24 protein-coding genes and 1 tRNA gene are annotated in these 25,284 nt (G+C 41.4%); 7 read left to right on the forward strand and 18 right to left on the reverse strand.

The annotated features are described in order from the left end of the window. Positions 1-11: 11 nt before the first annotated feature. From sir to FIS9605_RS0115775, 3 genes are all read right to left on the reverse strand, one after another. Positions 12-1,925 (reverse strand): sulfite reductase, ferredoxin dependent, encoded by a 1,914-nt coding sequence (gene sir / locus FIS9605_RS0115765; protein ID WP_026733453.1) that lies wholly within the window; start codon positions 1,923-1,925, stop codon positions 12-14. 357 nt (positions 1,926-2,282) lie between these two features. Further along, positions 2,283-3,338: a hypothetical protein gene (locus tag FIS9605_RS0115770; RefSeq protein WP_026733454.1), complete on the reverse strand. Its 1,056-nt coding sequence runs from the start codon at positions 3,336-3,338 to the stop codon at positions 2,283-2,285. Positions 3,339-3,992: 654 nt separating this feature from the next. Then, complete coding sequence (locus FIS9605_RS0115775; RefSeq protein WP_026733455.1) at positions 3,993-4,538, reverse strand: histidine kinase; 546 nt, start codon at positions 4,536-4,538, stop codon at positions 3,993-3,995. A 602-nt stretch (positions 4,539-5,140) separates the two neighbouring features. On the opposite strand from FIS9605_RS0115775, the gene FIS9605_RS0115780 reads away from it, so the two are divergent. Further along, a complete protein-coding gene (locus FIS9605_RS0115780) occupies positions 5,141-6,085 on the forward strand; it encodes an ADP-ribosylglycohydrolase family protein (protein ID WP_026733456.1) in 945 nt (314 codons plus the stop codon). Between the two features lie 354 nt (positions 6,086-6,439). Here FIS9605_RS0115780 and FIS9605_RS0115785 read toward each other — a convergent pair whose 3' ends face one another. The 7 genes from FIS9605_RS0115785 to FIS9605_RS0115815 form a co-directional block, all read right to left on the reverse strand. Then, positions 6,440-7,207 (reverse strand): ChaB family protein, encoded by a 768-nt coding sequence (locus tag FIS9605_RS0115785; protein ID WP_026733457.1) that lies wholly within the window; start codon positions 7,205-7,207, stop codon positions 6,440-6,442. Positions 7,208-7,344: 137 nt separating this feature from the next. Further along, the gene (locus FIS9605_RS0115790) at positions 7,345-7,884 is read right to left on the reverse strand and encodes a Dps family protein (protein ID WP_026733458.1); all 540 of its coding nucleotides are present in this window, start codon (positions 7,882-7,884) and stop codon (positions 7,345-7,347) included. 349 nt (positions 7,885-8,233) lie between these two features. Next, positions 8,234-8,599, reverse strand: coding sequence for a hypothetical protein (locus tag FIS9605_RS0115795; RefSeq protein ID WP_026733459.1), 366 nt, complete (start codon positions 8,597-8,599; stop codon positions 8,234-8,236). Between the two features lie 750 nt (positions 8,600-9,349). After that, positions 9,350-9,628, reverse strand: coding sequence for an HNH endonuclease (locus FIS9605_RS0115800; RefSeq protein WP_026733460.1), 279 nt, complete (start codon positions 9,626-9,628; stop codon positions 9,350-9,352). A gap of 419 nt (positions 9,629-10,047) precedes the next feature. After that, positions 10,048-10,437, reverse strand: coding sequence for an alr0857 family protein (locus tag FIS9605_RS0115805; protein ID WP_026733461.1), 390 nt, complete (start codon positions 10,435-10,437; stop codon positions 10,048-10,050). Positions 10,438-10,453: 16 nt separating this feature from the next. Beyond that, positions 10,454-10,972, reverse strand: coding sequence for an HNH endonuclease (locus FIS9605_RS0115810; protein WP_026733462.1), 519 nt, complete (start codon positions 10,970-10,972; stop codon positions 10,454-10,456). A gap of 82 nt (positions 10,973-11,054) precedes the next feature. Further along, on the reverse strand, positions 11,055-11,291 hold the full coding sequence (locus FIS9605_RS0115815) for a hypothetical protein (protein WP_331280958.1): 237 nt from the start codon (positions 11,289-11,291) through the stop codon (positions 11,055-11,057). A gap of 83 nt (positions 11,292-11,374) precedes the next feature. Here FIS9605_RS0115815 and FIS9605_RS0115820 point away from each other — a divergent pair, with 83 nt between their 5' ends. The 3 genes from FIS9605_RS0115820 (at position 11,375) to FIS9605_RS0115830 (ending at position 15,139) form a co-directional block, all read left to right on the forward strand. Then, positions 11,375-11,710: a ribbon-helix-helix domain-containing protein gene (locus FIS9605_RS0115820; RefSeq protein ID WP_026733464.1), complete on the forward strand. Its 336-nt coding sequence runs from the start codon at positions 11,375-11,377 to the stop codon at positions 11,708-11,710. Between the two features lie 812 nt (positions 11,711-12,522). Further along, entirely contained in the window at positions 12,523-14,556 is a 2,034-nt protein-coding gene (locus FIS9605_RS0115825) for a GAF domain-containing sensor histidine kinase (protein ID WP_231510377.1), read from the forward strand. Next, positions 14,549-15,139: an SRPBCC family protein gene (locus tag FIS9605_RS0115830; RefSeq protein WP_026733466.1), complete on the forward strand. Its 591-nt coding sequence runs from the start codon at positions 14,549-14,551 to the stop codon at positions 15,137-15,139. Before FIS9605_RS0115825 ends, FIS9605_RS0115830 begins: the two co-directional genes overlap by 8 nt. A gap of 425 nt (positions 15,140-15,564) precedes the next feature. Here the strand turns inward: FIS9605_RS0115830 and FIS9605_RS0115835 are convergent. After that, positions 15,565-15,637: transfer RNA gene (locus tag FIS9605_RS0115835), tRNA-Glu, on the reverse strand. 364 nt (positions 15,638-16,001) lie between these two features. On the opposite strand from FIS9605_RS0115835, the gene FIS9605_RS0115840 reads away from it, so the two are divergent. Further along, complete coding sequence (locus FIS9605_RS0115840) at positions 16,002-17,924, forward strand: cation:proton antiporter (RefSeq protein WP_026733467.1); 1,923 nt, start codon at positions 16,002-16,004, stop codon at positions 17,922-17,924. On the opposite strand, the gene FIS9605_RS0115845 is transcribed toward FIS9605_RS0115840, so the two are convergent. After that, the gene (locus FIS9605_RS0115845; protein ID WP_026733468.1) at positions 17,891-18,562 is read right to left on the reverse strand and encodes a cytochrome b N-terminal domain-containing protein; all 672 of its coding nucleotides are present in this window, start codon (positions 18,560-18,562) and stop codon (positions 17,891-17,893) included. The two genes, FIS9605_RS0115840 and FIS9605_RS0115845, sit on opposite strands and share 34 nt — an antisense overlap. A 173-nt stretch (positions 18,563-18,735) precedes the next feature. Next, positions 18,736-19,431, reverse strand: coding sequence for an esterase/lipase family protein (locus FIS9605_RS0115850; RefSeq protein WP_026733469.1), 696 nt, complete (start codon positions 19,429-19,431; stop codon positions 18,736-18,738). Positions 19,432-19,555: 124 nt separating this feature from the next. Between FIS9605_RS0115850 and FIS9605_RS0115855 the strand changes: the two genes are divergently transcribed. Together FIS9605_RS0115855 and FIS9605_RS0115860 are read left to right on the forward strand one after the other, a co-directional pair. Beyond that, a complete protein-coding gene (locus tag FIS9605_RS0115855) occupies positions 19,556-20,266 on the forward strand; it encodes a precorrin-2 C(20)-methyltransferase (RefSeq protein WP_026733470.1) in 711 nt (236 codons plus the stop codon). A gap of 246 nt (positions 20,267-20,512) precedes the next feature. Then, positions 20,513-22,135 carry an energy transducer TonB gene (locus FIS9605_RS0115860; protein WP_026733471.1) on the forward strand — a complete coding sequence of 541 codons (1,623 nt, stop codon included), beginning with the start codon at positions 20,513-20,515 and terminating at the stop codon, positions 22,133-22,135. Between the two features lie 292 nt (positions 22,136-22,427). Here the strand turns inward: FIS9605_RS0115860 and petJ are convergent, their stop codons facing one another. The 5 genes from petJ to FIS9605_RS42715 all read right to left on the reverse strand — a co-directional run bounded on the left by petJ (position 22,428) and on the right by FIS9605_RS42715 (position 25,200). After that, positions 22,428-22,772 (reverse strand): cytochrome c6 PetJ, encoded by a 345-nt coding sequence (gene petJ / locus FIS9605_RS0115865; RefSeq protein WP_026733472.1) that lies wholly within the window; start codon positions 22,770-22,772, stop codon positions 22,428-22,430. A 608-nt stretch (positions 22,773-23,380) separates the two neighbouring features. Next, a complete protein-coding gene (gene petE, locus FIS9605_RS0115870; protein WP_026733473.1) occupies positions 23,381-23,800 on the reverse strand; it encodes a plastocyanin in 420 nt (139 codons plus the stop codon). Between the two features lie 206 nt (positions 23,801-24,006). Beyond that, positions 24,007-24,498 (reverse strand): photosystem II cytochrome c-550, encoded by a 492-nt coding sequence (psbV, locus tag FIS9605_RS0115875; RefSeq protein WP_026733474.1) that lies wholly within the window; start codon positions 24,496-24,498, stop codon positions 24,007-24,009. Positions 24,499-24,546: 48 nt separating this feature from the next. Further along, entirely contained in the window at positions 24,547-24,744 is a 198-nt protein-coding gene (locus FIS9605_RS37235) for a hypothetical protein (protein ID WP_231510378.1), read from the reverse strand. A 312-nt stretch (positions 24,745-25,056) separates the two neighbouring features. Beyond that, the gene (locus FIS9605_RS42715) at positions 25,057-25,200 is read right to left on the reverse strand and encodes a hypothetical protein (RefSeq protein ID WP_155960443.1); all 144 of its coding nucleotides are present in this window, start codon (positions 25,198-25,200) and stop codon (positions 25,057-25,059) included. Positions 25,201-25,284: the final 84 nt, after the last annotated feature.

A 25,284-nucleotide genomic window follows, 5' to 3' on the forward strand; every position in this document is an offset into this window, starting at 1 on the left:
CGATAAGTGGCTTATTCTACCTTCAGGTAAACCTTTAACGCCTCGTTCACCAATTCCGTCATTGATTTACCTTGGCTGTCAGCAGTTTCCTTCAGGACAGCATAAATATCATCCCGAACACTGATCCGGTGACGGGCTTTACCTCCACCGTTAGCACTTTTCGGTTTGTAGTTTTCAGCAAAGTTGCGAATCGCATCAAAACCAACCCGCGCACAAAAATCTCCAAAACTTTCGCCTTTTTTGCGTGACTTCTTAAAGTAGACAAAAATTGGCTCAAGAAAGCTTTCTATGTCATTATGATGCAGTTTTTCAGTGTAAGGCTCTGCCAATCTGGTTTGATCTGGCGAACCACCCAACCATACCTGGTAACTTTCTGGGGCGCTACCCACAAAGCCGAGTTCCGCCATGTACGGACGAGCGCAACCATTCGGGCATCCGGTCATCCTTACCACAAAATGTTCATTTTGTAAACCAACTTTATCCAACAAAGCACGAATGCGCTCTAATATTCCCGGTATAGCTCGTTCTGATTCGGTGATTGCCAAGCCACAGGTAGGCAATGCCGGACAAGCCATTGCGTAGCGTACAATCTGATCGATGTTACTAGGATCGGTAACAACACCGTGACGGTTGAGAATCTCTTCTATCGCTTGCTTGCTGTCTGGTTCGATATCGCAGAGGATAAGGTTTTGGTGGGGAGTAAGGCGGATAGGCAAGTTGTACTGCTCAACAATTTCTCGCAAAGCAGTTTTGATTTGGAAGCTACCTTCATCTTTGATGCGGCCATTGTCGATGGAAATACCGAAGAACAGCTTACCATCGCCTTGTTCGTTCCAACCAAGGAAATCTTCATATTTCCACTTTGGCAGTGGTTTGAAGGGTTCTAATGGCTTGCCAAAATATTCCTCAACCATTGAGCGAAACTTATCAACGCCCCAATCGTGGATTAAATATTTTAATCTGGCGTGACGGCGGTCTGTGCGATCGCCATAATCTCTTTGAGTAGCAACGATGGCTTTGACTAGATCGTAAACCTCTTCCTTCGCTACATAGCAAATTGAGTCTGCCATTCTAGCGAAAGTTTCTTCTTTGTTATGCGTCCGTCCTAAACCACCACCAGCAAAGACATCAAATCCCTCTAATTCTCCCTGTTTGTTAGTAATGACTACTAATGTGAGGTCTTGGGTATACAAATCAATCGAGTTATCACCCGGAACCGTTACGCAAGCTTTAAACTTGCGCGGCATGTAGTGAGTGCCATATATTGGTTCTTCTTGCTCGTGAAAAACAGTTCCACTACCATTGCGCTGCCTTGCTGCTTTTACTTCTGGATTTTCTTCACCGCTGATGGCTTTTTCTCCGTCTAGCCAAATCTCGTAATAAGCACCAGTTTGCGGCGTTAGCAAGTCAGCAATATTCTGAGCATATTCCCAAGCAAAATCATATTCTGACTTGTTTTTGAAAGGAGCCGGAGGAGCCATAACGTTGCGGTTTAAGTCGCCGCAAGCTCCCAGTGTCGAACCCATGCTTTTAACAATAGCAGCAATTGCTGCCTTGAGATTTTTCTTTAAAATCCCATGCAACTGAAATCCTTGTCGGGTAGTGGCACGCAAAGTGTGATTGCCATATTCATCAGCCAGTTGATCTAGAGTTAGATACAGCTGGGGTGGTACAAAACCTCCAGGATTTTTTGTCCGCAGCATGAACTGGTAGTCTTTCTCTTGTCCTTTGACCCGATTATCCCGGTTATCCTGCTGGTAAGAGCCGTGAAACTTGAGGATTTGTACCGCATCTTCACTAAAATGGTTTGTGTCCTGAAGGATTTCCGTGGCGACAGGTTCACGCAAAAAATTACTACGTTCCTTAATTGCTTCTACTTTAGAAGGCTTACGGCTGGCGATGGGGGGAGGAGCAGATTTAACCATTGCAGTTGTATAGTATTCTCAATAAGGCATCGGTAAGTGCCGAAGCGTGAATTTAGAAGCACCCATTCGGCTGAGTTTGAATCCCGGTAATCCGGTCGGGATAGAGAAGAATAGTTTGATTTTAACATGACAAAAAGCTGGGTTTGTCAGTGATGTAACAATTAACAAACCCAGCAATGTTACTTATAAATTATCAGTTATTTGTTACGTTTGACCAAGCTAAGCCTAGATTAATTTTTTAAATTACGGTCTGCTGTTTTCTTGTTGGCTCACTTTATCGCTGTCGAAGTGACGTTAAGTTTTATCGTGTGTAGAGTGCGATCGCACTCTACACCCGTCCGAAGCATGAAAATTCCATCAATCAGTAGCTCCCAATAACAGACGTGCTTTAAAGAATGCGTCAAGCATGCCTGACACATAAGGTTGTACTATAGAAGATTGCTCTTTTGTTAAACGACTATTAATTTCATCTATCAACAGATCAAGAAATTCTATTATCAATTCCCATTTGACTTCTATACTAGGCATCACCATTACGCATAACTTAACCAGTTCCTGCTCAACAGGTGTAATATCTTCTTCTAGTACACACAACCAAAGGTAGGCTTGAAACATATTCAAGTCACGTAGAATCGAATGTGTCACATCTTTTTCGGTCAATCGACCTGTATAACTACAATAATTGGGAAATGATTGTGTTAAACGATGGTAAGCTGCTTGTGCAATTTCATCAGCAAGAGGTATCATTTGCTCTACCAAGGTGAAGGTAGGAGAACTTAGCTCATGCCTAGCAGCAACCGCGCAAACTCTTTGCCAGGGAATAGAAACTTGTTCCTCTACAAACTTGAGATAGGGATTGAAGAATGCTTGCTCAATTGGTGCTAAGCTACGCAGAAGCGATTTATTGTTAAATTTCCACAATGTAGTAATAAAACCAAGAGCACGCCAATTATGAGAGGCTATGTGTTGTTCTTGGTATTCCACCAGAATTGGTTCCAATTCTTTGGCTAATTGCTCTATGTCAAGTATTTCCCACATCGAAGTCTGTGAGGGAGAAATGAATGTTGCTTGTTGATATACAGTTAATAGCTTTATACAAATCTTACTAACGTACTTTGCGAGTCGTAGTGCCTCCTGAAAATCCAATATATTTGGGATATATGTGTAAAACATTTCCGCTTGTGTCAGAGCCATTCGGCTTTTAACATCAATCAAAGGTTGGTGCAATTTCGCGGTAGTTCTGACTCGCCCCTCTAATGAAGCTACTTTAACCAACTCACTAAAGATTTTGTGATTTTGATCTGGAGAGAGAGGATCGTAGAAAGAGGCTACCTCAGACATATAGCGTTTCGCCCAAAGCTTGACTAGACGCTCAACTGAAGGAGTTTTATTTAACTGAGTGATTATAAGCATATTTTTTTTAGTAGTTAATAGGAGTCAGCAAAATCAATTTATGCACTACTAAACAAAAGTTTATATTTTATTAAAATAACGGGTGATTTAATATAGAAATATTTTTGATAAACCCGAAATATCTTGATTCAATGAATTACATGTTAGATAAATATTCGTTAACTTAATAATTATTAAAATTTTATTTTTTTCAGTTGTTAATTCCCGATTTTTGGGTTTGATCGCGGGAGTCTCGATAGACAAAATGATAGATTAACTATAAATAAATTCTTTGATAAGAAAGCTTAAGTACCACTAGGGTGAAGTCGAACGTTTCCTAGGTAACTATAGTCAGATGATAACCATTTGGAAAGAGGGAAATCTCGCCCCAAAAATTGGATAAAAATTAACCCCGGTTGCACCGGGGTTAATTGTTAGATGAGCGTTGAAATGACTACGAGTGATAGTTAACGGTATTTTTGAAATGAATTATTAGCATGAAAAAATGATACGCGCCAATGCTACTCTTCCAGTTCTTACAGGCGATTTTGGATAAATTTTATTTTTCAGCGATCAGTAATGAAAAATCCACATAGAAACTAATCTCTGCGTAGGTATGCCCACCGATAGTGGTGGGCTTTTTTGTTGTGTGCTTATTTGATCGGCCAACAAGTCTTATTTGAAGCGATAGCCCACTCCACCATTGATGCTAATAGCAGAAGCAGGGCTATTTTTGTAAGCATTAATTCCTACAGTGGTGTTGCTATAAACGAGGAAGTTTTTTCCAACTTCAGACTCTACTCCAGCAACCACTGCTACACCATTTTTGTTACCACTTGGAGTTGGTTTGCCATCTCTCTCTACAAATTGATAACCAACACCCACATAAGCATTAGTGTTTTTAGCAATACCCACGTCAGCGGAAACATGAGGGATGATGGCACTCGTCTCATCACTAAAGTTGATCTGACCTCGTGCAGAAACAGGTGTATTGCCAAGTTTTAAGCGACCTGCGAGATTACCACCAAATGTGGCAGCATCACCACTTTGTCCGCCATTGGTAACACCAGCGGCAAAACCAGCACCAACATAGCTAGCGTCTGTACCTTTTTTAGCTTGAACAGGTTGAGCAGAAGCTGCACCAACTGAAACAATAAAAGGAGCAATTACTAAAGAAGATAAAGCAGAAATTGTCAAAAAAGACTTGAAAAACCGTTGCATAATTGTGACCAAACTTTGTAGGAGTTGCTTTTAAATACTAAGTCGAAAAACTGACAAAGATGTTCCAGAAAATTTATGAAATCATTTAAATAATGATTATTTAGTGATGACATATGATTGAAAGCTTTTTACGTAAAAGCATAGAAATAAGCTGCTATAAATACAGTTAGATATTTCTAATTTCGGTCTTTTACTTAAAAAATAGACACTTTATTTTCTGGCACAATAATCAGAAATAAAATTTAGGATGAGTAGATAAGGAACAAAATCTCATTAATCTACGTCTGCCGCATTTTTACATAATTAAAAGATTTAGATAAAACAGAAATTTTTATAGACTATAAAGCACATGTGTAAACTTAGAGGATGTTTTAAAAGCGTGTTTTGATGTCATGCTGAACGTAGCAAAGCGGAGTGTAGCCGCATAGCGGCTTCCCGTAAGGGTAGCATCTGAGTATGTCGTCAAAAACCTAGATTCTACTCTGCGAGAAGCCGCTGCGCGTCTACGTTCCGCTAGCGCTCCACTCAGAATGACAAATTATATCTTCCTCGACTTTACAAACATCCTCTTAAATTTGGTTAATACTTATGGAGATTTAGTAATGCTAACTACTGCAAAAATCTTATCTGGTTTAATGGGCTTATGTGTGGGAGATGCGTTGGGCGTACCAGTAGAATTCACTAGCCGTGCTGAGAGAATTGAATCACCAGTAACGTCAATGCTTGGTTATGGTGCGTGGAATGTACCGCCGGGAACTTGGTCAGACGACAGTTCACTGACATTTTGCTTAGCAGAATGTCTTTGTAGTGGGTTTTCGTTGGATGCTATAGCCAATTCCTTCAGGCGCTGGTACAACGAAGGTTATTGGACTCCCCACGGAGATGTATTTGATATTGGCAATACCACTCTTGTTGCGATCGCGAATTTGCAACAGGGAACTCCACCCCTGAAAGCAGGCGGAACTAGTGAAATGAGTAACGGCAACGGTTCTCTAATGAGAATCTTACCGATGGTTTATTATCACAAAAGTTTGAACTTTTCGGAATTAATAGAGCAGACACACCAAGTTTCTTGCATTACCCACGCTCATGCAAGGTCACAAATAGCTTGCGGTATCTACATCAGTATTGCAGTATCTCTCTTGGAAGGGGCTGAACCACAAACAGCTTATATTAAAGGCTTAGCAAACATACATAAAATCTACTCTGCATCCGACTACACCTCACAAATGCCGCATTTTACCAGGGTATTTAGTGGTGAAATTGCCAAGCTGACAGTAGAAGAGATTCGTTCCAGCGGTTATGTCATTGATACGCTGGAGGCATCGCTGTGGTGTTTGTTGAATAGTTCGTCTTACTCCGAAGCAGTACTAAAAGCTGTGAATTTGGGTGGTGATACAGATACCACTGCCGCTGTCACTGGTGGTTTAGCAGGTATTTATTACGGAGTGGAGAATATACCCCAAGAATGGATTGAGCAAATAGCCCGCAAACAGGACATTATCGATTTAGCTGCGCGTTTTGAAGCGGCTGTTTATAAGCTTTGACTAAGTACAGCGTTTCATTAATTCGTAGCGAATTATCCTTAGAAATACTCTGCGTTCCTCTGCGCTGCCTCTGCGTCCCTCTGCGTTTAAAAACACTACGATTTTACGCAAAGCTGTACTAAGATATTACAGTATAAGTGCTGTGCTCATAAAAGAGCGATCGTCAAATCATCCAATTTTATGTTCCTTTTAAAGTTGTTAATATCGGCAAACAGACAGCTTAATCAGTTCAAATAATAGCTGAGTTGAAGATAGAAGGAAAAGTTGCAGAAACTGCTGAATAGTCAACAGTCAAAAGTCCATAGTCAAAAGTTTTTTACTATTGACTCTTGACCTTTGACTATTGACTAATAACTAAGTGCTTACTTTCGCTTTAGACCAAACGCCATTTTCATCTTCATCAAATTTTTGGAAAACAGCTTCCCAAGCGGCTTGCTCAGCCTGGGTTTGATCGTTATTCTCATCTAATACAGCGTTGTAACGCTCCATAAATGTGTTCTGGGCTTCAGGAGAAAGATGAGAGCGCACCTCACTAGACAAATCTTCTGGACTATTGCAACGACCAGAACAAGGATGAGGTAACGCCTTTTCCATTGTGTGAGTTTCTTCGCCACCAGCACTTTCTATCAGTAACTGGAATTCTCCCACTCGGTCAGCGGGAACTTCTGCCATCAGCAAAAATTCCCCTGCTTGCAGGCGAGTTTGATAAACTGCGGCTTTGTCTTCTGGCATACCTAGAGTAGCTAAAACAGATACTAAACCTGCCCCTGCGCTACCCGCGATCGCTCCACTTGCAGCCCCTAGTAGCAATGCACTGATGGGACCTGCTGCTACGATAGGGCCAACGAAGGGAATAAATAGTACACCTACACCTGTGAGCAAGCTGAGGAAAGAACCAAACAAAGAACCAAAAATAGCCCCTGTTCTTAAACCTCCCAGGATGACATCCCTTTTAGTAATGAAACCAGCAATTCGAGTTTGTGACTGAAAATTTCTCCCCATCACTGAAATATGGTCTCTAGGCACACCCCGGTCTAACAAACGTCGAATCACATCATCAACTTGATTCTGTTCTTTAAAAATAGCTGAAATAGTACGTTCAGCTTTATATTCTTCAGCCATTTAATACTCCTGTTATTTTGCTTTTGCCCATACCAAACTGAGGAATGAGCAGGTAGATGCGAATGCAAAAATTCACTCAAACCTCAGCCTGCAAACCTAAACTCTGACTGGTAGTGTTAGATTCTATCTACCCTTGGTTATACGCCTACAGGTTTTTTAATTTGTTCTGCCTGGTTAGAACCGTCTGCTTGTAATGCTTGTCCTTCAATAAAGGAGCGCAGCATCCAAGCCATTTCCTCATGTCCTTCCATCAGTCCAGTTAGGAAGTCAGCAGTTCCTTGATCGTGAAACTCTTCAGCACTACGATCTATATGCTGGCGAAGGTTGCGAATGATTTGCTCGTGGTCATCTACCAATAGAGCCACCATTTCGGTTGCTGTGGGAACGTTACCACTTTGCTCCTTGATGGTACCTGCCTTCAAAAATCCCTCCATTGTGCCAATGGGATAACCACCCAAAGCACGAACCCGCTCAGCAATAGAATCAATATTTTCACTCAGTTGTTCGTATTGCTCTTCCCAAATTTCATGCAGACTGCGGAACTGAGGCCCGACCACATCCCAGTGAAACTTTTTCGTTTTCACCACTAGTAGATAAGAATCTGCCAAATCTTGATTCAATAGATTAATAACACCTTGACGTTGCTCTTCCGTCAAACCAATATTTAATGGACGCATTGTTTGTCATCCCTAAGCTAACTCCTCTTATAACTTCACCAAATCAATTCAAGGGCAACATCAATCTTAAGAATGATTGTGATTTATTGACTAATAAAAATGTGATTTTACACAATCGACATATATTAATACTACAGACATAAAAGTCCAGAAAACATATATTAAAGACTCATACTAATTGCTGTGGTGATTGCAGATTTTACTGCATAAAAGATAAAGACACATTGATATACATATACTATCAACATGTCTTTGATAAGAAATAGCACGAATATGTTAAAAATTCTCTAAAAAATATAACCCCAGTCTTTAATTAGCAATAACTGGGGTAAAAGCAATTTGATACTGCTTATTGATTACCTGTGACTTTTTTCAAGAAACTGCTAACTTCTTCTTCCACTGATGTTGCTTCTTGAGAATTTTCTGGACGCTGCATTTTCTCTATATCAGCAGTACCTTGAACCTCGTTTAGTCCGCCACCTTGAGTCCGCTTCTGAGTTTCTTTCAATCCAAGAGGTGGTAATTTAGCTGCTTCGTCAGTTTGACGTTGAGTTTCAAGTAGCTGGTCGGTAGCTTCTTTAGGCTTGCTTTGATAGCTCTCTATCGCAGCAGCAGGAAAAGCATTAGAGAACAACAATAGAGCACATGTAAAAGCAATAACTAGAAAACGCATTGGACGCAAAATAGAACTAAATAAAGCTACAAATTTTTGCATTTTACTTCCTCCAACGAATCACAAAATCGTATAAAATCAGGAAAGTAATTAGTAGTGATAATGTTAACAAATGCCTTTGGTGAACTTGAGCATTAAAATCATTTATCTGCCCTGACCAATTGACTTTCTTGATTAGATTTAACATTGACATTTTTGAAGTCAATGTACGCTTATTATTTTTTTAATTTAAATAAGTACAATCTTGAATCGACCCCTAGGCTGAAATTTGGAGTATATATACTAGCAAAATAATCATTCTATAGATAGATAAGCTATCTCTTGACTTAATAGATATATTAATATATTCTATGTTGGTATTTTTCAGTTACGTTAATTAATAATTAGTAACTACTAATTAATTATAATTTTTATTATTTATCATCAATGTCTTTAAAACGTTTGATACATGCAATCTGGATGTAGTCGGAATGTTAAAATATTTGACCCATACTAACTACCTTACCTAAGCGATCGCAATCCTATCATCAGCATATTCCCAGATTTATATATATATGTATAGGTCAGGCTTTATCGGATTTTGAATTATTAATTTTGATATTAGATGATAAACAAGCTGTAGATGTCTAAGGCTGGAAGTTGTGGAAACGTAGGAGACCAAAACGAAGAAAATGTAACGCTGGCAAGGTTTTTATATGTCTGCAAAATGGCGTATAGATACTTCCCGATGCAGACATATAGGAAAAAAGACTGAATCGATGTTCTAACTTGACTTGTTGATGTCAATCCGTTCTATCTTTGGCGATAGACTGTGACCCGCTTACGAGGGTCTTGCTTCCTCACCCAAGATAGAAACTTCTGCATTTGCGGCTCATTCTTGAGTTTGTCTACTGAATTGAGTTCTTTTGCAAGCAGTTTGTTGTCAAATAATGCATGGATTTGCCGATGGCAGGCTGAACAGATGTTCACTGTTGGGCCTGAATCTACTTTCTTACGTTTGGTATTTTGTCGTGGAATCAAGTGATGGACAGTTAGATATTCCATCTCTCTTTCACATAATTCGCATTGCATATTTGGTCGTTTGATAAGTAGGTCAACATAATTAAACGTAAAATATCTTGTATTTTATACGGGCGGGCAGGATGCCCACCCCACAAGAGCTTTAATAATATTGTGGGGTGGGCTTCTAGCCCGCCCTGTTTTTAGTTTATTTATGCCTTTCTACTTACCTGTGAAATCTAAGCACTGGTCTGGTGCACGATCGCACTCTCTTTCTGGACAAGTGAAATTCTCCCATATTTCTTATTATGACTGCTGCTTTCTACTTACAAGCGATCGCCCAAGATGTGACATTGCTAAATAACTATGCAAGCAAATTCCGCCACAAATTATTTAGCTAACTTTAATAGTTAGTTGTTGGTTCAAACAACCAACAACTATCAACAAAGAACAAAATTCAACGAGAAATACATTTATTTATAGCGACTTCCTCATTCACTCATGACGGAGGCGCACCTCCCAGCCGCCAGCCAGAGTTTGTGTAGTAACAACTCAGTGCGATCGCTCATTGTGGTGACAAACACACCTTCTACGTCCTCAGAAATCTCTGATAGCCAAGAACCTCGGAGAGTGACTTCGATATACTCAGCATCAGAAGGACATAAAGCAATTATTTCCCTTTCATCCCATTGCACCTGAGTTTTGAGTTGTTCAAGTCCTGGCAAATCAGCAGGAAGCAAAAAGGAAGCAGTACTGGGTTCAACGCACAGACTTTGACCGACTCGCAGTGCCAAAATCACTCGCTGCGCTACCCACTCCTCAAGGGATTGAGTGAGACACTCTAGGTGAAAACTCGTTTCGGTGTAAGTTAGTTTTAGCATTCCTCATGCTCTCCTGTTATTCCAGGTTTGTTTGCACGTCCATCCAAAATTTTTCGGCAAAAGCAATAGTTGGGTGGACTGGCGCTTTCGGTTTGGTACGCAGCTGCATACCAGCCTCTTGGGGGGTTCTGTCTCCTTTTTTGGAGTTACACTGCTTACAAGCAGCAACTACGTTATTCCAGGTGTGTTGACCACCTCGAGAACGAGGAATCACATGATCCAGTGTCAGATGTTTGCTGTTACCGCAATATTGGCAACTGTGCCGATCTCGCCGCAACACTTCCCGTCTATTTACTGGCGGAACCTTCCACATCCGTTCGCGAGAAGTAATTTTCAAGCGAATATGTTTTGGTACATACATCACTAAGCTAGGAGAGTGAATTTGCCAACCACTGCTGCTGGTAATATCTAGCGGCTCCGCCTTATTTGTGACTAAAAGCACGATCGCTCGCTTGATATTGACTCGACACAGTGGCAAGTAATTTTGAGAAAACACCACCACAGATTGCTCTAAAACTTGCGCTCCGATCGTCACGGTTTGACTCCTCATTAAAAAACCCCCGCTTTTTTCTTTGTTTAAGCGGGGGTTGGGAATTGACCTGATAAGTCTTTGATTCCTATATCGGTACAGCATCTCGGTATCTGTACCTCCCGCTTCTTTCGTCTAGTTGTGGTGCTCGATTAAGTACACCAATCCTGGCATAAATAGAATCACGATCGCCCTCTGTGAAATTGCCCTGTTTTCGGCCATTTTGTCCCATAAATAAATACTCCACTCCCACAAGGGCTGATTCCCAACTGGCTCGGCAGTTGTCAGCACGCAAGGAAGTAGAGATGAGAGAAATGGATTTCACAGAAAATTTCACCTATTGAACATTCCTTTAAACATACTACACTTGTATTACTATCCTGTCTATAGTTTTAAGGAGAAAAACTCATGCATACCATCACTCGCACCCCAACCACTGATATGGAAGTCACCAGCATCCGCTTAGAGCGCGAATTAAAAGACAAACTCAAAGAACTAGCTGGCAATCAGGGATATCAAGCTCTCATTCGAGATATCCTTTGGAATTATGTCCAGCAAAAATCAGGAGAGTGGAAACCCCGATTTTCAAAAGCTGATATTAGAGCTAGCATAGCTGCTACAGCCCAGCAAGAAGAACGCTGCGTGCTCACAGGTCAATTAATTCAACCCCAACAACCGATGCTGTTAGGACTGACGAGAACTGGCGATATGGTTCCTCTGAGTGTCGAAAGTTTAGCTGGATAAATTTGGAGTCAAGTGAATGCAGCTTAGTTAGGTTGTGTAAGGCTGAACTGGGCTGCATTCATGAACAGAAAGCAGAAGGTATTAGGTAAATAATGAGTGTAAGTTTTAACATTATCAATAAGGCATATAAATCTTAAAATCATTTATATATTAATCATATTAATTAGACAAATAAACTTGAATAGCGTGAATATCACTTAGGTGAGCAGCACTTTAGAGCACAGGGGGTATGACTACACTTGACAGATATTAAACATCAGCCTAAAGATTAAATAATTCTGAAGAACAAGGAGTCAAAAAGAAGACACAAATTTTTTTTGCTGCCCCCTTGCTCACTCGTAAAAAATTTTTCTGAATGTGTGCAGTCAAAATATTTCCTGACGATAGTTAGGTATAAAGACTAGTTAAATCAGCCAGAAAAATGGTTAAAAAAATATTAAAATTTTCGTGTTAGCCTCAGTGTTAACGCGGATGTAATCTATGGAGTCTGGGCTACAAGTCTAGAGAAATTACGGTTTATGTATAGATGCAAACAGAATATCCTAAGTAGATGTTAGTGAATAGACTGATCTCAAAAAACTGCAATTGTAGAAATTGAGCACCTTAGCTAATTTTAGGTGTTTTATTACTCAAGTTTTTTATATACGAGAATTTGGCCATCTGAAATAGAAAAGGGCTATAACAGGTGAGAGAAAGTCTTAAAAATAAGATAGATGATTCAGTCGCAGGGTGCAGCAATACAAAGGGAGTAAGCATATGGCAGGAGGTTGGGTACAAAAACAATGGGTTCACTATCCAAGAGCGTATCAGGAATGAAAAAGCGTTTGTCTTCATCGCTACAATGTCCAGATGAAGCAGAACGACTCACACACTACCCGGTCAAGCTGATGCAGCATGAGGAAGACACAACCGCCCTCCAGTTGGCACAAAAAATAAATCAAATCATTGCCAATAGCTCAACCCCAGCAATGATGCTGCAAGATATTGCCCAAGTGTTAGGAGTTGCTTTCAAAGTAGATTGCTGCTGCCTAGTAACTGTTCAGGGCAAGGCGTCTGGTGCAGAAGTGACTGCAAATTGGTGCGTCCAAGAGTATTCAAGTGCGTCGCATCCAGATGAGATATTCTCAATGGAACAGCTGGATTTACCAGTGGTGCAATGTGCGGCTGAACCAACCATTGAAGACATTTCGACAATTCAAAACAGTTTGGCAATAGGATGTCAAAATTTGCCACTGCCAATCAAAGCTGTTTTGGCGATCGCTACCCGTTTTGGAGGTAACAAAAACGGTGTGATTAGCCTGATCAAGTCGCAGTTGTATGATTGGAGTGAGTCAGAAAAACGTTTGCTCAGAACTGTGGAGTCAGTTTGTGCGATCGCTTTTTCGCAAGTGGCACAAACACAGTTAATCACCTCACAACAGCAGAATCTGCAAACCTGCGCCCAGCATCAAAACCTCATCAAGCAATTGACAATCCTCAGTCGTAGCAATTTAGAGGTGAATCAAATGCTTCAGGTGGCGATCGCCTCTACCGCCGAAGCTTTAGAAGCCGATCGCGGTTTGCTGATACTACTGAAATACACCGATCCGCTGTTTAGGAGCATACCTAAAAAACAAATTCCCAAAGCCAAAGCGACCGTAATCGGCGAATGGTCTAGGGAAACAGAAAGTTTCTATCTTGGTAAAGAAGATACTCAAGATAATTCCTTCTGGCTTTCAGACTGTGGTATATGTCGGCGTGCCTTCACAGCAGAATCTGGAAAACCTGTAATCATTCACGACAATAGAGACCGACGCAAAGATACCTCAACCGTCGCCCCAGCATTTGTTTTAGAGAAACTGCCGGCAATGCTGTTAATGCGATTGGAAAGTCAAGGCAAAATCTTGGGATTTCTAGCATTACAGCAAGCCCAACCTCGCCAGTGGCAGATAGCAGAATTAAATATGGTAGAAATGGTCTGCGCTCAACTCAGCAATGCCATAATTCAGACACAGACACTGCGGCAAGTGCAGATGTTGGTGGATGAACGCACGTCTCAATTGCAGCGCAGCTTAGATGTTCAAGCCAAACTGTACGAAAGAACGCGGCAATATGTAGAGCAACTGCGAGAACTCAACCAACTCAAAGATGAATTTTTGAGTAACATGAGCGATCGCCTACGCTATCCCCTAACAAATATGCGTATGGCACTGCGTATGCTGCGTCAACCGGGAAGAACACCCGAGCAGCAGGCGAAGTATCTAGATATTTTAGAAGAGGAATGTACCAAGGAAATAAATTTAATTAACGACTTGCTGACACTCCAAAAGCTAGAGACCCATCAAGAACGTCCGCAATTTGAAACCATTGATTTAAATACAAGAATCGAAGATTTAGCAGCATCTTTTGAGAAAAAGTTTGCAGACAAAGGATTAAGTATTTCTCTCGATTTACCGGAAGAATCTCTAGAGCTACAAACTGAACTGGAGAGCTTTGACCGCATCTTGCAAGAATTGTTCACGAATGCTGGCAAATTCTCAGAACGGGACACCATTGTGCAATTGGAAGCCACGCACCAAGTTGTTGAGCAAGTCGATCGAGTTATTATTAAAGTAACTAATATTGGACGCGGTATATCTGAAGAAGAAGCGACCTATATATTCGATGCATTCCGTCGGGGTAGAGGAAGATGGATTCCAGGTACTGGTCTAGGGCTTGCTCTTGTAAAATCCCTGGTGCAGCATTTAAATGGGGGAATAGCTGTGGAAAGTACTCCGATTGCGGATACCAACCTCAGTAAAATCTGCTTTATCCTCAATCTGCCTCAATTTTCTGACGAAGATAAACCATATTCTGAAAGTGACTGAAGAAAAATACACACCAGAAGAACTCGATTTAATTGCCACTGAAGACGACACCAGCTTAGAAGAAAATTTGGCGGGTGATGCTCTTGATTTGCAAGCTGTAGCAGTTCAAATTGAGAAAATCGCCGACCGACAGCGGCAAATTTCTGCTACCATCCAAATTCCTCAACCAGTAGCACAAGTCTGGGAAGTGCTTACTAATTATGAAGCCTTGGCTGATTTCATTCCCAATTTAGCCAACAGTCGTCTGCTTGAGCATCCCAACGGTGGTATTCGCTTGGAACAAGTAGGTTCCCAACGCTTTTTACGTTTGAATTTTTCTGCCCGTGTGGTTCTCGACCTCGAAGAATACTTCCCCAAAGAAATTATTTTCCAAATGGTAGAGGGGGATTTTAAAGACTTCTCCGGTAGCTGGCGCTTAGAGCCTTATTCCCTTGGTCAAGAAACAGGAACTAATCTCTGCTATACAGTTAAAGTTTGGCCTAAACGCACAATGCCAGTGGGAATCATTGAGCGTCGCCTTGCTAAGGATCTACAGCTAAATCTCTTAGCAATTCGCCAGCGTCTTGAGGAGTTGACAAGGTGAATTACTGCTGATATTGCTAAGTACAGCTTTGCGTAAAATCGTAGCTTTTTAAACGCAGAGGAGCGCAGAGTTTTTTCAATTTAAATTCGTTACAAATTTGTGCAATGTTGTACTAAGGCATTATCAGCTCTAGCTTAACAGGGTTGGTGCATCACAGATGATTCTCGCTATTACTAAATAGATCCCATAGCAACAAAGGAGGCGATCGCTTTTGTGTTTACAAATTTGTGTTTACAAAATTGATTAGGAAGACAATTAACCGTGCGTCATGGTTAACCCGCCAGATCCTGCTTCGCCACTACTACCACTGAGTCTAGTAGTAATTCACACTGTGTTTCGATTTTTATTTATTAACTACAGACATAAATTAACCCCTACAAACTTGCTATTTCGCTTTGCAGGGCTTGTGTTACTTTTATCTGAAGTACCCCCAGGGGAATTCGAATCCCCGTTACCTCCGTGAAAGGGAGGTGTCCTAGGCCTCTAGACGATGGGGGCGCGCGGCTCACACTTTTATTAATTTAGCGGCTTTTATTGTTAATGTCAACAGTTTTAATGAATAAATTTATAGCAAAATTTTAAATTGCAGCAGGTTAAACTGGGTGGAAGCAAAAGTAATTGATAGCAAATGCTAGAAAAAATACGCTTTCAGGGATAAGTATGGCAATCAAACGCTTATAAATCGGGGGTTAGCGTTGTTACTGTTTCGCTAAACCTAGAAAAATGCTGTAGTATAGGCAACTAAGTATGAAAAATCTTCTCGACTCAGCAAGGAACACAGGGCGTAATGTTGCACCCTGTAAATTTAATCTTTACAATTCTTTACAAAAGATTTTGAAAAATATCGCTCAAAATCTACAACATGGAAGCATCATTTGAAATTACTTTGCAGATGGTGATTGCCGTCGTTGCAGGTATTAGTGCTCAGGTACTAGCTGCATACCTCCGGGTACCCAGCATTGTGTTTTTATTGCTGTTTGGCATTGTCCTTGGTTCCGACGGCTTTGGATTTTTGCACCCCCATTTGCTAGGCACGGGATTGGAAGTAATTGTCGCTCTGGGAACGGCGATAATTTTGTTTGAAGGCGGACTCAACCTGGAATTGCGAGAATTAAACAAAGTTTCTACGAGCTTGCAATTACTCGTAACCTTGGGAACTCTGATTACGCTGCTTGGTGGCAGTATGGCTGCTCACTGGCTGGGTGAGTTTCCTTGGCCGATCGCTTTTCTGTTCGCGTCTTTAGTTGTAGTTACAGGGCCTACGGTTATTAGTCCCCTGCTCAAACAAATCAATGTAGAGCGACCAGTTGCCACACTTTTAGAAGGAGAAGGGGTTTTAATTGACCCAGTGGGAGCCATCCTGGCCGTCGTAGTGCTAAACACGATATTAAACCAGAATGCCGACCCATTCGTTGCAATTAGCAGTTTGCTTGTGCGCCTTGGTATTGGTGGGGTAATTGGTGCAGTGGGTGGCTGGCTGATGGCATTGATTTGCAAATTTGCCAATTTTCTCTCATTTGAGCTGAAAAACTTAGTAGTTTTGGCTGGACTGTGGGGTTTATTTGTACTAGCTCAGATGCTCCGCAGTGAATCGGGGCTGATGGCAACTGTAGTTGCTGGTGTCGTGTTTGGTACTGCTTCGGTACCAGAAGAACGCTTACTGCGCCACTTTAAAGGTCAGTTGACAATTTTCTGCGTCTCAGTGCTGTTTATTCTATTGGCTGCTGACCTATCTATTGATAGTGTGTTTGCCTTGGGTTGGGGCAGTTTATTTACTGTCTTGGCGCTGATGTTTATCGTTCGTCCGATCAACATCCTCTTGTGTACGTGGAACAGCGATCTTAACTGGCGACAAAAACTGTTTTTAAGCTGGGTTGCACCTCGGGGAATTGTTTCTGCCTCCGTTGCTTCTTTATTTGCAATTTTGCTAACACAACACGGCATTAATGGTGGTGACGCCATCAAAGCTTTGGTCTTCCTAACAATTATCATGACTGTGTTCTGCCAAGGTCTAACTGCTGGCTGGGTTGCTAGATGTTTGCAAATCACTTCCAAACAAGCAACAGGGGCAGTGATTGTTGGTTGCAATCCTTTGAGTATTTTAATTGCTCGGCTGTTGCAAGAACGGGGAGAACCAGTGGTGATGATTGATACAGATCCAGAAGCTAGTCAACAAGCCCAAGCAGAAAATCTCCGGGTGTTGACCAGCAGTGCTTTGGATGTCAATGTCTTAGAAGAAGCAGGACTGGCTTCTGTGGGGACTTTTCTTGCGATGACCAAAAATGGTGAGGTGAATTTTGTTTTGGCCCAACGGGCAGCAGAGGAGTTTAACCCACCGCGTGTTTTAGCTATTTTCCCCCGCGATCCTCAAGCTAATAACGCTACAAATAAAACTAAAGTTAACCAGGCTTTCATCCCCGACTTCCAAATTAAAACTTGGAATCAGTATCTGAATGATGAGCAAGTGAAGTTGGGGATGATGACGCTGAAAGAGCCTGGTTTTTCTCTGCAAAAGGTTCAGTTACAGGCATTAATCCGGACTAGTGAGTTAGTGCCACTATTTTTAGAACGGGATGAGAAATTGCAGATCATGCCTGCGGGTGAGGCTTGGCAACCAGGCGATCGCATTATTTACCTGTTGCACGATCCTAGACCGAACCTTTTAAAACGCCTATCAGGTGGAAAAGCCTCAAATCGCCTGTCTCTAGAAAAATTACCGGAAGTTGAAGAAGTGCCGATCGCAAAATTATCTCAACTCTCCGCCAGCGATGCTCCCGCGCCCTGATTGATTATTGATTGCGGCTGTGAGTTAATAACTTCAGAGTTCGCCCCTGAGGATTGCGTTTGTTTTGCTTGCCACAATACGCTCAATAAATGCACCACAGAAATAATAATGGCAGCGATAGAGAGAATGTAACTGTGTATGGTGTAAAGGCGTTGGATAGTAAGTGTGCTAATCGCACCGCCACCAGTGAGAATTTCGCGCAATTGCGAACCGATGAAAGGAATTGCTTCAATAGTTCCCAACTCAATGCTAAAACGCCAGAATCCTTCTTGATCCCAGCTTAAAATCATTGCTGTCCACGAAAGGCCGATCGCAATCAGGGTAAAGAAAATTGCACTAATCCAAGCCGTTAACCAACTCTTGCGAAACTGCCTGCTTAAAAATAACACCACAATTTGCACAAGGGCGATCGCAATGACTGCGTTACCAGCAATATTGTGGGCTTTGCGGAATAGCCAACCATAGGATACTTGCTCTGCAATCACTTTCAACGACTGATATGCCCTGCCTGCTGCTGGTTCGTAGTAAAAAGACAGCAAAATCCCAGTGGAAGCAGCAACCAAGGATAGCGTAATAATTACTACCGATAATACTGTTGCTATGCGCCGCAGAACTCTATTGAACTCGGTGTTTTCCATCACTCACCGCTCCTTTTCTTGGCTCAATATATATTTTTATTACAAGTTTAGCTAAGAAATTTTAAGAATAGTTAGTGGTTAGTAGTTAGTACTTAGTTGTTGGTTGGTTGGTGGTTGGTGGCTGTTGGTTGTTGGTTGTTATTCTTCCACTCCCCCACTCCCCCACTCTCACCTCACACGAGATACTTGACCCAAACCTTTAACGCTTCTGGTGAACCATACCAAACACCTGGACTTCTAGGAGAATGTTTCACACCTTCAATCACGATATTTTCTGCTCCTTCCAAATGAGCAGCTTCTATGGGAGTGATTCCATCTCCCCATGTGTTACCTTTACCGCAGGTTAATTGATAGCTACTGTAAGCTAACCAGCTACCGCGTCTCCTTTCACCAAAGATGGTTTTTCCGGCGACACAAACATAACGAACATTTTGGTAAAATGCTCCTGGGTAATTATTATTGACAAAATCTAAATTCCAGCGCGTCCAGCGCTCTTGGCTCATATGCGGCGTACCCAGAGTCATCAGAGTAGCAACTAGACTATGAGCTTGCCAAAGGGATGGTTGGAGTTTACCACGCCCTAAATAAGGCTTGTCACCCAGGTAGATGCGAGAAATCCAACCTCCTGCTGAGTGACCAATCAAATTAATCTGTGAAGCATTAGATTGCTGTAGCGCCTGTTTTACTGTGCGATCAAGTAGCCTTACAATAGGCGTTACAGGTCTACCTCCTAAAGTGACTATCCAGTCGCGGCGTCGCAGTGGTACAGTCAGCGTAGGAAAGCCCATCTGTTGCAAGGATTGTTGTAATTGATGGTAAGCGATCGCGCTTTCTAAATATCCTGGCAAAATAACTGTTGGTAATGGCATTTTGGATAGGGAATAGGGAATAGAGAATGGGGAATAGGTGAGAATGATGAATGCTGAAGAACCAAAATTTCATAATTCATAATTCATAATTCATAATTCATAATTTTTATCTCCCTATCTAACTGTGACAATTGGTATTCTTTACGGCATTAGTGTCGGGACAGGCGATCCAGAATTAATTACGGTGAAAGGATTGCGCTTACTGCAAAATTCGCCTGTAGTAGCATTTCCAGCAGGGGTACAAGGTAAACCAGGAATGGCACAGCAAATAGTCGCACCGTGGTTAAGTCAAGAGCAGGTGCAAATAGCCTTGACTTTTCCCTATGTCCAGGATATGACTGTGCTGACGCAAGCATGGCAAGCCGCAGCAGAGCAAGTTTGGCACTATTTGCAAACAGGTCAAGATGTGGCTTTTGCCTGCGAAGGAGATGTAAGTTTTTATAGCACTTTTACTTATTTGGCACAGACTCTACAACAGCTACATCCCGAAGTCAAAGTGCAGTTGATACCGGGAGTTTGTTCACCAATGGCAGCTGCGGCTGTACTGGGATTACCATTGACAATACGCCAACAGCGATTGGCGATTTTACCCGCAATATACACAATTGCAGAATTGGAAAGTGTTTTAGACTGGGCAGATGTGGTCGTGCTAATGAAAGTTAGTTCAGTTTACGAACAAGCTTGGCAAGTGTTACAGCAACGGGGTTTATTAGAAAATAGTTGGGTAGTAGAAAAAGCTACTTTACCAGATATGGTTATATACTCTGACTTACGCGATCGCCCCAAACTCGAATTACCCTACTTTTCGCTTCTAATTGTGAAAGTTCAAAAATAAATCCCAAAAAAATTAATTATTTTTAAAATTGTTGCTCGCTTCAACGAAATTTTTAGTAAAATATTACATCAATTTAAAAAAAATCTTACTTGAAAAAGTGACGTTTTCCTGTTTTTAGTTTGGACGCGGGAAGTTATTATTTGTAGAGTAACGCACAGAACTGAAATTATTACTGTCTTTAAATTATTGTCTAAAAAATAAAATTGTAAATCTACTGCAATCAAGCTGAGTGAACGGATCACAGTTATGTCATACGTCTCGGTGCTCAAAAATATACCTGTATTTATAAGCCAGCCAGCTGGCATAGCAGCTTTAGCCTCTGTTGGCATTCATGGTGCGATCGCCTTATTCCTGCCACTGATGCCAGTGGAATCTAAACCCAAAGAAACAAAATCACCAAAAACTGTTGGACTCGTTGAATTAAATCAGGCTGAACAGAGCCGTTTGCCACAAGCAAGCACGCCTCAACTTCCCCAGCAAGGGCAAATTTCTCTACAAGGGCAACTTCCCCTGCAAGGACAACTCCCGCTAAAATCCCAAGTTCCTCCCTTTCCAAACTTCGCCAATAAACCAATACCCTTACCCGCAGAGCAACCAGTATCTGCCCTTGTCGAGCCAGCACTGCCCTCTATCGCCACGTCTCCTGACAGCCTGAACATAGTTTCTTTACCCAATCAGCAAGATGTTCCGACATCTCAAGCCAGAAACTGGCAAGATCAACCTAAGCTAGATACAGGCGCAAACATCACACCATCAATTCCTCGTGTGAATTATGGAGATGTTACTCCTGTGCAAGACAAAATTGCATTGGGAGAACCCCAACCACTATCGTCTCTTAACGAAAATAGACCACAGTTACCTTCTAATTTGCCGGAATTACAGGCTGCTAATCTCCCAACAGAAGTACCTCGCAATTCGACTTCTAGACCTTATAACAACACGACCACTGCAACAGTGAGTCAAACTCAGGAATTTGTAGCCCCGATCGGCACAACTCCACAAGTAGGGGATAAGTTAACATTAGCAGGTGCAACCTTGCCACAATGGCAACAACAGCAGCTTGCATCTAACATCCCTCAGTTACCATCAACATCGACAATACCCCCAGGAACAGAACAGCAACTTGCAACAATTAATAGCTTTGGGGATCAGTTTCAGAAAGTCAGGCAGCACTATCCCAACATTGAAACCAAAAAACCCATATCTGAAACAGTTAATGTTCAAAGAGGACAGGAAGGTAATGTTAAGGGTGGTTTGGTAATAGATAGCGAAGGTAAAGTTGAGTCTGTAGACTTTCTGGACAACTCAGTCTCATCCAGCTTAAAGACATCCACAAGAGAATTTTTTAGAGAATATTTCCAAAAAAACCCCGTACAGGCAAATGGCAAACCTAAGTACTACCCATTTAGCCTATCTTTCTTACCAAACAACAGCACGACGGTAGGAGCTACTTCACCAAAATTGCCTACACTGACTCCCCAACAATTACCTGGCTTGGGAATCAACAAAACACAACCGTTACCTAATTTATCCAACGGGCAGCAGCAAGATCCGATGCAGGGTTTGCGATCGCCTCAGCAAAATCCTCAATCACCTCAGCAGGTACAACAAGTCAGTACTGGCTCGCAGCAACCTACTGTGAAATTATCACCGCAATCGGTACCAGTCAAGACAAATCAGTCTGCACCTACACCGCAAGCTACTACAACACCAGCACAGCAGTCGGTGCAAGTTGGCAAAAATCAGGTTGTGCCTACATCACAAGCAACCCAAGCACAAATTAGCAAAACTCAGGCATCTAGCCAAAAACTAATAAACAAGTTGCGCCAATTGCGGGAAGAAAGACAAGACTCCAATCAAGACAAATAAAACTATCTGACAATTTTGGAATTTGAATAGTGAATTAGTAATAAGAAAGAGGTAAAAGATAAATCTTTTCTTTTACCTCGGGTTTTCCTGTATTCTCTTTTTGCGTCACATACTAATACTAAGTTGCAGTCAAAGATAGTACTTCCCTCACCTCGCCTGTCGGCACCCCTCTCTCAATTTGGAACAGGGGAAGGGGAGAGGGCACGAATTGCTATTGCTATGTCTGAACGCAACTTGGTATAACAATGTAAAGACGTAGATATTCGCGTCTGTACATAAAGTTCTTGCTAATTTACCAGCCTTGTTCGGCTTTCTGGAAAACGTAAGCAGCTACCTCAAGAATTTCTTGTTCACTTAACTTGTTCTTGAAAGCAGGCATCGCATTTTTACCATTCTGTATTTGATAAATTATTGCCTCAATAGAGTTTGTGTCATAATCTTTCAGATACTTTTGCAATGCTTCCTTTTTCAAGGTTTTTTCGGCAATCAGGATGTTACCACCACCTATATGACAAGAAGCACAGTTAGAGTTGAAAATTTTGGCAGCTTTAGATGTTTCAGCAGCTAGTGCTGGACTAATAAATGTAAAACTTAATAGAGCGATCGCTAACAGCAAGATTAACAAAAGTATTTTCAAGGCTTTTTCCTCGCAATAAGCTTCCAGCAACAGAAGAAGCTTCTCCAGTAAATATTCTACGGCTGCTAAAAGCTTTCAAAGGTTATTTATAAAGTAAAAATAAAATTACTGTAGGGGAGGCAAAAAGCGGTGTGGATGTTCCTCCCGCTTTATTGCCGTTGTGTTAGGCGCATATTTTTGATATTGTTTGTCATAAAAAAATAATTAAAGCGCCTAACGCACCGCCTTATAACGTGGTGCGTTAGGCTAAAGCCGTAACACACCCTACTTAATATTTACTTTATAAATGGTCTCTCAGATTGAGTTAAATTTACCTTGGTTAACTGTAAATACTTTGTCTTGTACAGAAAAAAATTTCGTATTTAAAATTACAATTTTTTTATTTTCTCAATAGATTAAATTTGCTGGTGACGAATCTATCCCTTTGTTTGCCATCTAGTTTACACTATTATCAACACTGGGAATAAGACTCGTCACCGCTGTTTAGCTTAGGCGTGTGTCTTCTTTATCTGTAGTGAAGCACCACTTTCAGAATACACCAAGCTCACCTTAGCTGAATTTCCCTTTAAAGCAAGGAAAATAATTCTGTTTTAACAGTGGTGTCCTGATTACTCAACAGTGATTTTGCCAACCATGCCAGCGCCACGGTGAGGCTCGCAGTAGAAGGTGTATTCACCCTTAGGAGCGTCTGCTGGGAAGGTTGTTTCTTCAGTTTGACCAGGATTCATCATCATAGGCTGCTTGTGAGACAGCGATTTAGCTAAATCAGCACTTTTAGCAGGGTTGAGAGCAGCATCAAATACAACGTTATGGGGAGGAACTTTGTTATTCACCCATTTAATTGTATCTCCTGGTTTAATTGTCAACTTTGATGGCTCAAAAGCCAGCGCTCCCTTATCAGTACCCAGTTTTACTGTGTATGTCTCAGCTGCTGCGCTGGGAGTAAAAATAGCAAAGCTGCTAACCACTAAAAGAATTGTTAATACAGCTAAACCCAAGCGACGCACAGTGGCCGCAATCAGTTTCATGGCTTTCTCCTATCAACAAGTTTTATTTTCCCTTATTCATTTTAGATAAAATCAAGCCTAAATATGACAATATGTCGTAGATACAAGTTTTTTTAAAAAAAGCGCCTAAAAATTTAGTCATTAGCCATTCGCTAGCATTCCGATCGCATTGGACTGCTGACTACTGACTAATGACTAAGAAGGAATGACTATTCAGCTATAGTGGCTTAGTAATAAATTTTACCACCGCCCCACTTAATACCCACAACCTTTGGTTGCACCAGAATATAACCGGCGATCGCCTTTAAGTCATCATCAGTGATATTTCTCATTTCTGTGAAAATATCAGCACTCTTGATGCTGGGATGTAACTCGGCTATTTCTTCCTCACCGTCATAAGTAGTGGGATTTTTCATGTAATCTACAAGTCCTTCGATGGAATTACGGGGTGGTGTTGCTCCCGCCAATGCTTCGGGGTCAAGTCCCACGTTTTGGTTAGTCTTGGTAATACCACCAGGATGACACTGAGAGCAAGTATTGTTAAATAAGCGTTTACCTCGTGTAAGTTCTTGAAGGCTGATTACAACTGTGTCACCCTTATCATTTAATTGCACTGTGCGGGAAGCTGCATCCAATTCCACCGCTGTTGCACTACCAACAACAAACTGAAACGTCAGCAACACAGTAGCTACAAAAATGCCAATTAGTCTTCTAAACATCTTTCCCCTTAAAGATTTTGATGCTCAACACAGCTAAAATTGCGATCTTCAATCTCCTGCCGTTAGTACTGTTTGGGCGTGTTTCAGACAAAAATTAGGAAATAATTGCCTTTGCATCCTCCAACGCCAAACGGTCTTTTGGTTTTTATAGGCAATTCCCAATTGATTGCATACAGACAGTTCCTTTGCTACAGCTTCACTGTAGTCTGCTGCTATCTTTGCAATTAATAGGTCTGCGAAACCCATAATGCTTGTTAACTGACAGATATAGATTGAGTCGCTGTTATACAAATATCACGTTAAGAGGGCAATTTGTCGCCCAAACTACTGGGTGGGTGATGGGGAGTAGGAGAGGGGAGGAAAAGCAATGAGTATTTTTACTATGGAGGAGTATTTTTCTGAGATGGGGTGATGGGGAAGCAATGAGTATTTTTACTATGGAGGAGTATTTTTTTAGTTTTATTAGTTAATACGGTAAAGACCAGAAAAATCTGAGACTATAAATAAATGATTAGTACAGTGTTGCGATCGCACTTATAAATAAATGTTGATTCAATTTCAGATCGCATCTGCTTTGACTTTATATACGGCTTTTTGTTTACCGGATGCGCGAATGGGTAGGTGTTGGAAAAGAAGTTTCGGGAAAAATGGCTGAATTGTTTTTGGTACAAGGGTTAGGAGCGATCGCATTACCTCACCCATCCGCGCTCCTTATCTGGGCTGGATTACAGCCATTTTCACCCTACTCAATTCAAATTTTTCATGCTATGATTAACCCATCCGCGC

The organism is Fischerella sp. PCC 9605 (genome assembly GCF_000517105.1).
Taxonomy (GTDB): domain Bacteria; phylum Cyanobacteriota; class Cyanobacteriia; order Cyanobacteriales; family Nostocaceae; genus PCC9605.